Source organism: Bacillus seohaeanensis, from assembly GCF_042684945.1.
Lineage (GTDB): Bacteria > Bacillota > Bacilli > Bacillales > Bacillaceae_B > Rossellomorea > Rossellomorea seohaeanensis.
This window is the reverse complement of the sequence record NZ_JBHUMF010000001.1, coordinates 79,592-92,875: the sequence shown is the minus strand read 5'-3', so window position 1 is coordinate 92,875 and position 13,284 is coordinate 79,592. Positions and strand designations below refer to the sequence as shown.

The 13,284-nt window shown below is 37.9% G+C and carries 11 protein-coding genes; 2 read left to right on the top strand and 9 right to left on the bottom strand.

Annotated elements, in window-relative coordinates:
* Window positions 1–41: 41 nt before the first annotated feature.
* Window positions 42–1,127 (bottom strand): DmpA family aminopeptidase, encoded by a 1,086-nt coding sequence (locus ACFSUL_RS00475; RefSeq protein WP_377931666.1) that lies wholly within the window; start codon window positions 1,125–1,127, stop codon window positions 42–44.
* A gap of 274 nt (window positions 1,128–1,401) precedes the next feature.
* Between ACFSUL_RS00475 and ACFSUL_RS00470 the strand changes: the two genes are divergently transcribed.
* Window positions 1,402–1,695 carry a hypothetical protein gene (locus ACFSUL_RS00470; RefSeq protein ID WP_377931664.1) on the top strand — a complete coding sequence of 98 codons (294 nt, stop codon included), beginning with the start codon at window positions 1,402–1,404 and terminating at the stop codon, window positions 1,693–1,695.
* A 37-nt stretch (window positions 1,696–1,732) separates the two neighbouring features.
* On the opposite strand, the gene ACFSUL_RS00465 is transcribed toward ACFSUL_RS00470, so the two are convergent.
* The 7 genes from ACFSUL_RS00465 to ACFSUL_RS00435 form a co-directional block, all read right to left on the bottom strand.
* Window positions 1,733–1,879 (bottom strand): hypothetical protein, encoded by a 147-nt coding sequence (locus ACFSUL_RS00465; protein ID WP_377931662.1) that lies wholly within the window; start codon window positions 1,877–1,879, stop codon window positions 1,733–1,735.
* Between the two features lie 405 nt (window positions 1,880–2,284).
* The gene (locus tag ACFSUL_RS00460; protein WP_377931726.1) at window positions 2,285–2,686 is read right to left on the bottom strand and encodes an NUDIX hydrolase; all 402 of its coding nucleotides are present in this window, start codon (window positions 2,684–2,686) and stop codon (window positions 2,285–2,287) included.
* Window positions 2,680–4,533 (bottom strand): 2-aminoethylphosphonate aminotransferase, encoded by a 1,854-nt coding sequence (locus ACFSUL_RS00455; RefSeq protein WP_377931660.1) that lies wholly within the window; start codon window positions 4,531–4,533, stop codon window positions 2,680–2,682. The genes ACFSUL_RS00460 and ACFSUL_RS00455 overlap by 7 nt, the downstream gene beginning before the upstream one ends.
* Entirely contained in the window at window positions 4,526–5,656 is a 1,131-nt protein-coding gene (gene aepY, locus ACFSUL_RS00450; protein ID WP_377931658.1) for a phosphonopyruvate decarboxylase, read from the bottom strand. The genes ACFSUL_RS00455 and aepY overlap by 8 nt, the downstream gene beginning before the upstream one ends.
* Window positions 5,653–7,140: a phosphoenolpyruvate mutase gene (gene aepX / locus ACFSUL_RS00445; RefSeq protein ID WP_377931656.1), complete on the bottom strand. Its 1,488-nt coding sequence runs from the start codon at window positions 7,138–7,140 to the stop codon at window positions 5,653–5,655. Before aepX ends, aepY begins: the two co-directional genes overlap by 4 nt.
* Window positions 7,141–7,156: 16 nt before the next feature.
* Complete coding sequence (locus ACFSUL_RS00440; protein WP_377931654.1) at window positions 7,157–8,566, bottom strand: Mur ligase family protein; 1,410 nt, start codon at window positions 8,564–8,566, stop codon at window positions 7,157–7,159.
* A gap of 20 nt (window positions 8,567–8,586) precedes the next feature.
* The gene (locus ACFSUL_RS00435) at window positions 8,587–11,199 is read right to left on the bottom strand and encodes a putative amidoligase domain-containing protein (RefSeq protein WP_377931652.1); all 2,613 of its coding nucleotides are present in this window, start codon (window positions 11,197–11,199) and stop codon (window positions 8,587–8,589) included.
* 214 nt (window positions 11,200–11,413) lie between these two features.
* On the opposite strand from ACFSUL_RS00435, the gene ACFSUL_RS00430 reads away from it, so the two are divergent.
* The gene (locus ACFSUL_RS00430; protein ID WP_377931650.1) at window positions 11,414–12,088 is read left to right on the top strand and encodes a hypothetical protein; all 675 of its coding nucleotides are present in this window, start codon (window positions 11,414–11,416) and stop codon (window positions 12,086–12,088) included.
* Between the two features lie 43 nt (window positions 12,089–12,131).
* On the opposite strand, the gene speE is transcribed toward ACFSUL_RS00430, so the two are convergent.
* On the bottom strand, window positions 12,132–13,016 hold the full coding sequence (gene speE, locus ACFSUL_RS00425) for a polyamine aminopropyltransferase (RefSeq protein WP_377931648.1): 885 nt from the start codon (window positions 13,014–13,016) through the stop codon (window positions 12,132–12,134).
* Window positions 13,017–13,284: the final 268 nt, after the last annotated feature.

Sequence of the window (13,284 nt, the reverse complement as noted above, 5' to 3'; positions counted from 1 at the left end):
TGCGTCCCTTCCTTTAGAGTAGTCTTTAGTTAGTGATTGCCTCATTTTTTACGCACTTCGTTAAAAAAATTCCAGTCATCTAATAATTCATATGGAAAAGCTTCAACCGTTCGTCCTTTTCGTCCCGTAATCGTTTCCGCCTTACAAAGAGAATTCCAAATAGCTTCTTCTACTGTATCTACGGTCATCTCAAATAATTGCGATATATACTTCCCATCCTCTCTTAAAAAGTTGTAACTCATTGTATTTTCATTCGTTGATGGTTGGTGAGGGACTTTATGTGCCGTTGAAAAGGAAATGACAATATCTCCGCTGCCATGCGTTGCATATGACCCTGTTCTCGAGAGACCAAAAGATGCTCTTTTTGCTAATCGTTCTAATTGGCGGTCATTTAAAGGGGCATCTGTTGCTAAAATAATCATAATGGAGCCATCCGGAAGTTGTTTTTCAGAAGTCTCGTCGGATACTGTTGGAATTCTTAAATCCTTCCTTTGTCCAAAATTAGTGACAACGAGTGCTCCTACTGTGTACTTTTCCTGACCAAATAGATGAATTCGTGAGCTTGTCCCAACCCCACCTTTAAATCCTAAACAAAGCATTCCTGTTCCTGCTCCAACACATCCTTCTTCCACAACCCCTGACTTTGCCGATTCAATTGCTTTTTTCACATGCTCCCGACCAACATGAAGACCCCTTATATCATTTAGATAGCCATCATTACATTCTCCAACTACCGCATTTACCGTTCCAGCAGTATCACCTATTTCCGGTGTCTTCTCTAACATGTACTGGACCGTCCCTTGTAGTACATCTCCAACTGATAGCGTATTTGTTAACATAATTGGACTTTCTAATAAACCAAGTTCATTTATTTGAATCGTACCCGCTGTTTTACCAAATCCATTAATTACATGACTGCTGGCAAAAACCTTCTCACGAAACAGATTTCCGCTATGTGGAAGAATCGCTGTTACACCCGTTCGGATTGTGGTATCATCGCGATCTTCCCTTAATGTACAATGCCCTACTTTTACCCCTTCCACATCTGTAATGCTGTTATATTCACCTGTTTTATACTTTCCAATAGATTTTCCTAATTCTCGCAGTCTTTTTCGTGTCAAAACCATTTCCTCCTAAAAACCGAACTAATTTTTCATACCACTATCCTTAATTTATTCTTTTTATCCTTATTAATCCCTTTATTTATTTTTTAAAAATGAACACACTAATAACAAATGTGAAAGTGGTTTATCTATACGCTCTTCTGCAAGGCAAATGGGGCTGTCCCCCATATTAATTCCAAAAGAAATGACCTACATACCCTTCCAACAGGGTGGCTACATCCGCAGGGGACTGACACCGTAAATAATCAGCAGACACTAAATATGGAGGTGCAAAAATATGAATGTAAACATTGATAATTTAGCTGAAGAAATGCCAGACTTTCATAAGCACGAGGACGCTCAAGAATGGTTTAAAAATAAATTCGGAGATAAATTTGTTTTTAAAAGCGAAGATGTAGCAGAGGGAGAAAAAGTATTCTTTTATCATATTGTAAAAAATGATAAAGAGTATGAACAATATATGGAGTTTTTACAACAAGATACACACGAAGAGCTTCAGGATACGACTGCTTTTCATAGTTATACAACAGTGGAAATCTCAGAACATGGGGATGTTTCTCTTTCTATTTAACCCTTGTAACCTGCCTTATTTGCAAGGCAGGTTACCCCTACTTTTCACGACTTTTTTTCTGAACTGGTCGGTCATCTTCCACCATTCCGTTTAACGATTTACGATTATACCTACTCTTATCTTCTCCCATACTAGGCGCAATATTAGCCATCGGCAGTTGCTCAAGTTCTTTTCCTCTTGGCATTTAAAAACCTCCTTTCACATTAACCTTTTCTAAAAAGCAGCTTTTATTGATGGAAATATTTTTTTGGAGGAGACATTACCTTGAGTAAGAGTCTATTCCTTCTCTGTCTGATGTTTTCTGGACAAAATTTAAGTCTTTATGGACAGTTTCTCCTCCTTTCTAGACAATTCCCTGTGATTATTGGACATTTTTTTAATTTATCGGACACATCATTAGGTTTATTGGACAAACTACCTTTTTTTTGGAATCCCCTTTTCTCAGAGATTGTCGTTTTATTTATACACTCTACCCGTTAGGTTGCAGTTGAAAAGCAACAAACTTTACGAAACTAGCCTTTTGGAAAACAAACACCCCTATTCATAAGAAAAGAAGCAGAAAAACGTCACTTCTGCTTCCTTATCATATCTATCTTTCAATTATAAAAGGAATTGCCTCTTTATTTAAACACCGCACAATTCTATCTTGAAAAACCGCCACTCTAATTTTACTCATCGCTTCATCAATGCTAAAAAAACCTACGTCTTTGCTCTCTTTTGATGTAGCAAGTTTTCCACCGACTGGTACGCCCTGAAAAATCATCACACTTTTCATCTTTGCAATTTCTTGCTCTATTCCAAGAAAAGTAGTTAGATCAATTTCTATCCCTGATTCTTCTTTTACTTCTCTAATGGCTGCATTTTTTATTGATTCACCTTTATCAACAAACCCTCCTGGAAATTCCCAGCCTCGATAATTATTTTTCACTAAGAGGAGCTGGTTGTCTGCATCGGTAACCATTACGGCTACAGCTAATTTTTGATTTAAGATGATTCCCCCCTCCCTTGTATTTCATGAAGATATTCTTCCAACAGGTCAATAAACTTTTCGATATCTTTGTACGTGATAGCACCGATATTTGCTACGCGAAAGGTGTTTTGACTGCTAATTTTCCCAGGGTAAATGGTAAACCCTTTTTTATAAAAGTAATCATGCATCTCAGTAAAATTGTAGTTTTCATTAGTAGGTTCAATAATGGACGTGATAATTTTAGAGTGGTGTTTTTTGTCAATTAAGTGCGTTAAACCAAGTCGGCTAATATTACTGATTAATGTTTCCCATGATTTGGAGTACCTTTGATACCTATTTTGAATTCCTTCCATTTCGGTTTCGATAATCGCTTGTTTTAATGCGTAAAGTGTCTGGACTGGGGGAGTGAATCGCATTTGCTTATTTTTTTTAAAATAGTGATACTGATCGTATAAATGAAGATACAAATTTCGAGGTTTATTTTGTCTTGTTTTTTCCAAATGCTCCTTTTGTGCAATGACAAATGATACGCCAGCCATTCCTTGGAGGTTTTTATTAGAGCTAGCTGCAAGATACTGAATATTCATCTTTCTCATATCAATTGGAATTGCCCCGAAGGAACTCATTGCATCGACTATCATCGTGATACTATATTTGTTACACAATTCCCCTACTTCTTCGATATTATTAAGGAGACCTGTTGATGTTTCACAATGTACAATAGCAAGATAGGACACTTTCGTAGCTGCATTTTTGATAAACTTTTCTAAATCATCTAGATCAATTGCTTTATCTTCAGGGCTCTTATATTCAAGGAAATCCAGTCCATAAATAGTAGCTATTTTACACATTCGCCCGCCATACGCTCCATTATTTACAATAACGACTGTTTCTTGGTTAATAACCGAACTAAATATCGATTCCACCGCTGCTGTTCCAGAACCACCTAATAATACAGTTGTATAGTCTTCGTTCGTTGCAACAAAGTCCGTTAAGCGAGTGGAGACAAACTCCATTAACTCACCGAATTCGTTTTCTCGCGGGCAAATATCTGGCACTACTTGCGCATTTTTCACCGTGTCCGTCGTTGTTGCTGGTCCAGGATTCAATAAAATATTTCGCTTTACAGACGGTTGGGAAGTATCCCTAGCTTTTATCATCGGATAAACCGTCTGCATGGCTCTCAGCCAATGTTCTTCATTATCCACCTCACACCAAGCTAAATCATTTAGCTTATGAACAAATATATTGACTTCCTTGGCAATACTTACAAGTCCATCCTCATAATCGACCTTTTCATCGGTACTCAAACGCTCCTTTACATCGTTACATACCTTTTGAAAAGTAGAATAAGACAGTTTTGAAATACCGACTAATTCCGCAAAAATACTTTTTAATTGTTCTTGTTTTTTGGATAGATTAACAAGATGGTTATACTCATCTACTTCTATATACACCTCATCACCAGAGTTCGTTCGATTACTTGCTAGTATCACATCGGGTTGTTCGCATTCGATTACTCTTTCCAAAGCCTTTTTTTCGTATAATAAGTCCGATTCTAATAATAAAAAGTCCTCTTTAATAGAATCCTTTACTTGATAAAGGGTAGACATGCTTCCGGTTATTGCATATTTCGGATTGTATACACAATGAATTTGCGGATACTTCAGGGCTAACTTTTCATATTCTTCTTTCTGATACCCTGTTCCAATAATAATCTTGGTAATACCACTATCTAACAATTTCAATATAGAACTCTCAATAATTGGTTTTTCATCAAAAATTAAAAATCCCTTCGGACGCTCTTTTATTCTATTGCGAATTCTACTTCCCATTCCTGCAGCCAATATTATTGCAGTTTTAACCATTTAGAAACACCTGCAATCTTTCTTTTACTTCATAAGGTTTTATTGTTGGCCGGCCTAGGTCCTTTTTCGAACCCGGTGCTATTTTTAAGTGCAGCAATGTGAGACCTTTATGTTTCTTCCAATCCTTTATACACGTTTCCAACTCTTCAAGATTATGAACATAGATTGAGTTCGCATAACCACAGGCAGCAGCGATATCAACAAAATGAACATTATTCGAAACCGTACTTTGTCCCCCTGTAGAATCATGTGTCTGATTATCTAGGAGAATATGAAGTAAATTAGAAGCAGAGTAGGTTCCATTTGTTGCTAAATTACCTAATCTCATTAGCAAAGCCCCGTCTCCATCCAAGGCAATAATATCTTTTTCCGGTCTACATAAAGATAATCCCAGCCCAATTGAGCTTACACATCCCATCGAACCTACCATATACAAGTTATTGGACGCATCTTCTATTTCATAAAGTTCACGGCCTGTTTTCCCTGTCGTTGCTAGTTGCACAGTTTTATCATCTTTTAATCTGTTGATTACTTGCAACGTATTATATCGAGAAGGAAGCTGGTCATCGTTTTGCTTTTGTCGCTTTTTATAATTAGCATGTTTCGTTAGTTGTTTTTCTTGTAGTTCCACCGATTCAAACGTTCCCTTTTTTACAATAAAAAAGAAGGGGTCATTGTCCTTTATATATTGATCCGCTCGCTGTAATTGTTCTTTCACTTTTTCAAAATTGGAAGATAGGTATTCCCATTTAATATTCATCATCCCCAACATTTCCGGTGTGATTTGTCCCATCAACTCATGCTGGGGTTCATCAGGGATTCCTGGTTCACCTCGTAAACTAACAAAGCCTAAAACGGGGATTTTAAAAGGATGAATAAGCGATGTCAGTGGGGAAACAGCATTTGTTAGTCCTGAATTTTGCATCAATACCACAGATTTTTCCCCACCAATCGCTGCCCCAGCAGATATCGCTACAGCTTCACCTTCATTTGCAGCCGTTACATAGTCACATTCATTAATAGCATAGTTGATAAGATGCTTTAAATAGGAACAAGGTACACCACTGTAAAAGGTAAAACCTCTCTTTTTTAATTCAGCTCCAAATAAGGAAGTGTTGATCATGCATCTTCCCCCTCTTTTTGGACTTTTATGAAGGTCTCATAATCTAGCCATGATCCTTTAATATATTTAATGGCAATTGGATGAAAAGACTGGATATGATTGAATAAGTCAGCTAACATTAGTTGGTTAAAATCTTCCCTTTGTGCAAGCTCTTCTAAAGCATCTTTTACAATTACTGCCCCTTGATCAGATACTCTCCAAAGGCCAATAAATTCTCCATGTATGCTTTGTTTATCCAACCTAGCTGACATTTGGACAAGTTCTACTGTTTTAGAGTAAAGTAACTTCGAATAAGGAGTCTTTCCTTTTACAAAAGGTCTCGACTTTCCATCCATTTCATAATCAGCATCTACGACAACCGTAATATCGTTCTTCGCTTCCGCTAGCTCCGTCAGAATATGTGTTTTATAGAGTATGTCATCGTAACTAAAAATTGTATTCTCTCCAATCGTTTCTTTTGCCTTATATAGTGAACCTAACTCTCCATCCTCCTCTACTTCTAATGTAACGGTTTCCTTTACTCCAACCGCTTTGAATTGATCAATTTGTTCCTTTACTAGCGATTGCTTATCTGGGCTTCTCACTATTATGATGGAGTTTTCACTTTTCTCCGTGGACTGCAAGTAAATTTCTTCCGCTGCTGCTAATTCTTCTGCTCGTTGAAGTCGAAACACTTCTGCTATAGGGGAAACACTTTTTTCTACATTCATTAAACCCCCATCTTGGAAAATTTGACTAGATGTTTGTTGCATCGCCTTAATGGAAGCACGGAGATTATGATTTGCCCAAATCGTTAAGCTAATGCCCATATCACGAAAGCTTTCGGTTGGAACGGAATAATATTTGGTTGGAACAATAACAACCGGATGCCTTCCACCCCACTCCTTCATAAATGCTTCGATCTCTTTGTGATCAGATCGTTTACTGTGGATAAGAACAGCGTCTGCCCCAGCCTGCCGATAAGCCTCTGCTCGCTTCAATGCCTCTTTCAATCCCCAACCTGCAATAAACGCTTCTACTCTTGAAACAACAACAAAATCATCATCTTCTTGACTGTCCTTCATCGCTTTGATTTTGCCACAAAATTCATCTATATGTGCGAGCGGTTGCGCCTCACCTTTTATAAATGAATTCGTTTTTGGAAATAATTTATCTTCAATACAAACTCCGGCAACCTCGCGCTGCTCCAGCTTTTTAACTAATCTTCTTGCATTATTAAAATTTCCATAACCTGTATCCCCATCAAGAAGAATCGGGATAGCTGTCGCATCACTCATAAACTCTAATACCTCTAGCACTTGAGTCCAAGAAGCCTCGTTATTATCCCGCACTCCCAATGCTGCTGAAATAGATAAGCCGCTCGCCCATATTCCTTTGAAGCCAGCTTCTTCTACAATCTTGGCAGACAGGGCATTATGAGCCTCCATAATAGACTCTAACTGACTACTAGTGATTAAGTTTCGTAGTTGTGTAGTCTTTTTCATTTCTATTCCCCTCTATTCACTTATCGTTATCCACAATAAGTTTTTCTCTTAGTTGTTTAAAGGACGTCTGCTTCATGACCCTATGTGTGACCTTTAGAAGGATGACCGTATTTTCCTGTAAGTCCGGCTTCAAAGTGTCATACACTTCCTCACCGGTAGTACAAAAATGAATATTTTCTTTATCCATTCCGTATTTTGCAGCAGCCTTGCCAATCTCTTCTGCTCTTTCTCCTACTACGATTAAGGAATCAATCTTTGCCTCCGCCGCTTTTTTCCCCATATCTTCATATTGCCTACTTGCATGCTTCCCTTTTCCTAGCTGAGGCATATATCCTAAAAGAGCAATTGACTTTTTCCCTTTAGAAACATCTTTCAGTACTTCGATACCAGTAGACATCGAAAGGGGCGAAGAATTCCATGTATCATCAATAACCGAACATCCATTCACTCCCTTTTTAAACTCTAAATGTTGTTTCACCTGTTTAAACACTCCTAGGCGTTTTATAGCAGTTGGGATATCAATATCTACAAACGATACAGCAGCGATTGCGGCTAGCGCATTATAAACATTGTGTTCTCCATACCCAGGGACAAATGCTTCATACAATTCCCCTCCATGCTCTAGGGTAAAATTCATTCCTCCATTGGCATATTGAATATTCTTTGCACGAAAATGAGACCCGTCACTTTTGCCAAAGTATATGACTCTTTTAAACTTACTACTGTCGACTACTTTTCTAATATTCTCATCATCTGCATTCAAGATGAGTATTCCATGCTCTTCATCTAATCCGTCAACAATTTCTCCCTTTGCCTTCATATACGCTTCAGGTGTTTTACTGCCAGTCAAATGATGAACGCCTATATTTAACAAAATTCGTATTTGTGGTTGAAAATAGCAGCAAGCCACTTTCAAATATCCCGGATAGGCGACAGGCATCTCAAACACAGCAACTTCTGTTTCATCATCAATACCAGTTAAATAACGTAAATTGACAGACATTGAGTTCATGCTTCTCCATGTCGCTTTTACCTTATAGTCTTCCACTAGAATCTGCTTCATCATTTCCTTTGTTGTTGTTTTTCCACAAGTTCCTGTTACCCCAATGACCGGAATATCAAAAAGACCTCGATAATAGTTAATAAAACGCCAATACGCTTTTTCAATATCTTCCGTCTTCACAACAATGATTTGCTCTCCTAAATTTGTACATAAGTCAGGTTTATCGGTGACAATGACAACCGCCTCGTGGTGATTCCAATACTTCCCTCTAATTTTCTCTTTATCCATGTGGAACACCAGCGAATGGTCATATATTTCTTTTTTCGGATAGTTGATAACATGTTGAATAATGGGGTTTCCGGAACCGTGAATTATTTCACCGCCAATCTGTTGCAAAATCGTATTAAACTCTATGTTCTTCATGCTAATCACCTCATTAATATCTAATTAAATGATTCTTCATCCATATAGCCTGCTAATGATGCTCCATAATCGAGAAGGCGAATACCTGCTGATTTTCGTAATTTATACGCCTTTATTTGAGAAAATAAATTATCAGGCTTCGCATTTATTTCCAACAATTTCATGGAGCCATATTGGTCAATACACAGATCAACAGCCAACTCTCCAAAGGAGCCGACTTCTTCTTCCAGCGTTAGTACAATATCTTTGGAAATCTTCGTCAGTTGGTTATAAACGTTTCTTCGATCTGTTGGATTTGGATACAAGTGATGCAACACCTTACTCAAGCGAACATTCGATTCCGATTCTTCCGTCAACACATGGTCACTTGTCAAACGGGACACCATCCCCGTTCGCAACCAAGTTTGCTTCCCGTTTTTCTGCATATAAACGCGGATCTCTACATTTTTATCCTGAAACTTTTTCCTTCTAATCCCTTCTTGAATAAGATAAGGACTCTGTTCCATTAAAGGTGTAATAAGGGAAAATAGCTCATCGATACTAGCAAGTTTTTGATGTGATTTCTGATTGAGATTCAGCACATGGATTCCAGATGGCTTACGTATTACACGAATAACACCTATACCTAACTTTCCGCCGAGCGGTTTTAAAAAGATTTCTCCATGTTCGTCTAACATCTCGGTAATAGTAGAAGGATGTTTTAAAAAACGAGTCTCTGGAAGGTACTCTTCATGTTCTTCTGCAAGTAGTTTGTGGGATTTCCATTTGTTACTTGTAAGGGTAGTTAAATTTGGTGGATTGATGAAGGGAATATTATAAACAGATAAAAGTTTATATCGTATTTCGTCCATTACAGCTTTTTCTTTTCTCTCATGAAAATAACGATCGTAAATAACTGCTGGAAATGGGAAGATACCTTTCCCATCCATCGTCGTTCCTTTGATCATCATTTGTTCCCAGTTGATATCCTGTGGCTCAAAAACATATACGAGCATTTGCTTTTCCTTCGCGATTCGGAACAAGTGTCGAAAATAGGTTGTTTGCCTTTCAAAAGGGCGTCTAGCGAGGATCCCTAAAATAGGGCCAAGACTAAGAACACCATTAACAGCTGTTAACTTGGGGATCCAATTGTCTGGTAAATTTAGCTTTTGCCTTAGCGACTTCGAGAGCTTTACCATATTGGAATGACGGAATGTAAATGGGTATGGACGAATGATGGCAGAAGAAATTGCCTTTCCAGCTATTACTTTTGTGCTCTGTCCCTCTTTAAGATTATATTTTAGTCTCATTTTTTTGGGAATCTGAATCATCAACCCTACATCGTAGGATTGCTTTGGTTGTTCTAGTCCCCAGTTTCTACGAATATCACTTGACTCATCGAATGAATATCCTTTTTCAATCGCCTCAAATAGAAAAGATAATTCCTTCTCATATAAAGAATAGCTTGAAGTTGCCATTATCCTTGGTTTTATTTTTTCCCACAGCTGTTTAAGAAAAAGTTGATTCCCGTGATAATAGGCTCTCTGAACGAGCGGATGAAATAAAAAGTCACTTTTTAATTCATGGTAATGCGTCGCGACAAGTTGGGTAAGACATAAAATAGCCATTGCTAATTTTGGTTCAATAATCCAAGAACTCAAGGACAAATACTCTATTCCATAGGGTTTAACGCGATATCTTCCCAACCCACCATGTTTGGTTTTTCTTCTAAGCTTTGCAGTTCTAGGCTCCTCTATCATCGCAAATGGTAGCGCAACGTATTGGTCCAAAGCTCTTAGTAATGCTAATGATGGTGGAATTCCAAGATGAATATGCCCACCGCATTGATATCCAGTGAAGGGCATACTACCAGCATGAAATTTAACATTGTCATAAGGGGCTTGTTCCGACGCCTCTTCTATCAGCTTTCTTATATTGTTAACAAGCTCCTTTGGTGTCTTTGCCTTTTCCGGTCTAATCTCTGCCAACGCATACTCCCCACTGTCCCGCTCAATCTGTCTTTCATCACAGCCGACAGGACCATCATTTTGGAAAAAGGTAGATGCCGGTAAGAGCTCATCATCACAACTTAGCATAAACTCCACGTCTGCCCCTATCGTAAATGGTAGTGCCGGTTTTGTGACAGGTTCAATACTAAGCATTTTAGGTGAGTTAATATCTGTTACAATAATCGTTTCATTCGGCAACGTCCCGATTTTCACAAACCCGTGTGTTGCTCCCGTAACGTAGAGAGCTCGAATCGCTATATTTAACCAATCCGTTGGTACACTGCTCGTTTCAATATGCTTCCAACTCCATCCGAACACTTCTGTACGAATTGGCAATTCATTGTAGATTACCTGATCACCTTCTGCAATTTGCACCCCTTTTACCTCTAGGGCTTCGATTTCAAAACAATATTCTTTTTCAATTGCATACAATTTTGTAAAATAATCATACCCTTCATCCTTTGCCTGTTCTGGTGTATTAATGATTGAAATATCCTTGCCTTTATGTTGCCCATACATTCTACCTATAATAGGATATTGGCAGGTTTTAGGATCAACTAATGCAACAGACGGGACTTTGTTTAAGTTTAGAATTTGTAAGGTTAATTCTTTATCCGATACCATACAGAATCTCATAGGTTCCATATGTAAACCTCCATTGTTGATAATTTTAAGCATACCTCATCACTTCATTTATACAGATGTCATTAGGTAATAATATACTATGAAAAGGCGATTTTGTTTCCTGTACACCTATATTATTAACCGCCCATTTACCTAGTCCTCACCAATCCCACTTCTTTTGCATTTATTAGTAGGAAAGGGACAGGTTTCGCATAAGAATGAAGGGGGGAAGCAAGTGACATTAAAATTTATCCATCAACAGTATTTGAAATATAACAAAGGAAAAGGGTTTATCAGTTGTCATGTCGAGGCCCTACACGCTATTCCGCCCTATGCGGAACTAGCTACTGATCACATAGTAGAAAACCTCGTTGAAGAAACGGGTTGTGCTGGAATTATTAGCACTGTATCTAGAAATAACGCAGATTTAAATAGAGGTCCAAATGAAAGCAATACAGAAGGAATTATCGAATATAGAAATGCCATTAAAGATATCATAGAATACTTAGACATACTTGATTGTGGTTCTAACTACTTAGTAATTCCTTACCTTCACCTATCCTTTCACGGAATGAAGGATGACCACCATGGGCCCTATGCAATAGAGGTCGGAACGGTCAATGGTCGATCTTGTTCACCGGAGGTTAGAAATTGGTTTAAAGAAACAATTTTGAAGAAAACCCAAAAAATCTCCCCTAAAATAAAGATAATTTTTGATGAAAAATTCACCGGGGATCCCTCCATTTTGTACCACCGACTTGGTGACAACAATGCCTATCATGGATATGGCCAAAACTTTCATTCCTTTCAACTAGAAGTATCTCGATCTATTCGCAAAAAACATTATCCTAAAATTATTACTATCTTTTCGCAAATTATTACCGAATTCCAAGAAACATTTATCAACTAAGAGGTCCGTCCCTCACTGTGTTAACGCAGTGAGGGACGGACCTCTATTCTGAACTCGCTTCCACAATCTTTTCTACATACTTTGGTAAAACAAAGGAGGATGTAAAAATCTCTGGGCTAATGTATTGTGTATCTTGATGCTGCAGCTTATTTATATTTGCTTCAAGAGGGTCCCATTTCTTTGAGGCAATAGTAAAACTCCATAAGCCACAAGGGAATAAAGGAATGGTAGCCAAATACGTTTTCACAATTGGAAATAATTTACTTAAATTTTTTACCGTACCTTTTAAAGTAGAGACATTGTAATAAGGAGAGCCTGACTGAAATACGACCACACCATCGTCAGTAATTCCATCATACACACTTTTATAAAAATCGGATGAGAATAATTTCTTTGCTTGCCCTACTGGATCTGGTCGATCAATCATAAGGACGTCATATTTACCTTTTTGCTCCTGAATCCATTCATATCCATCCCGATGAATCATTGTAAAGCGTTGATCGTTCTCATAGTAAGAGTTAGGGGTTAACCATTTACGACATAGTTCTGTAACCCGAGGATCAAGTTCCACTACATCAATTTGCTCAATTCCTTTATATTTCATCGCTTCCCGAGCTGGACCACAGTCCCCTCCACCAATCATCGCAACTTTCTTTGGATTAGGGTGCGTGACAATAGGAATATGACTAATCATCTCGTTATAAATAAACCCTTCTCCTGTTGATACTTGCGGAGTCCCATCCAATACTAACATCTTCCCAAAACCTTTCGTATCGACAATACTAATTTCTTGAAAAGGGGACTGCTCATAATGAAGTAAGGCTTTGATCTTGTAATCCATTTTTACCCTGGCATTTCCCACATAGCTCGATATCCAAAGAACACCTTTATCCTTCCTATATCCCGAAAGAGGTTTTTTATCCGCCATATTACTCCACCCTTATTAACTATTTTTTCAGTACGTGTACAAAAGCATTTAGACGTAGAACATTTTCTTTCTTTTACTTCGCACGCACTTAGTTTTTTAAACGACTTCTTAATAAGCTATGAAAAAATTCAAGGCTTTGTCATCCGCCCTTCACGTTTTATCACCTTAACATTGCTAATCATTCTTTGACGTTGCTGTTTTAGAAAATAGCTATTTTTTGTAAAGTTTGTTGTTTATGGAAAATGCCCTCTTCCCTTCCGCTTCAATC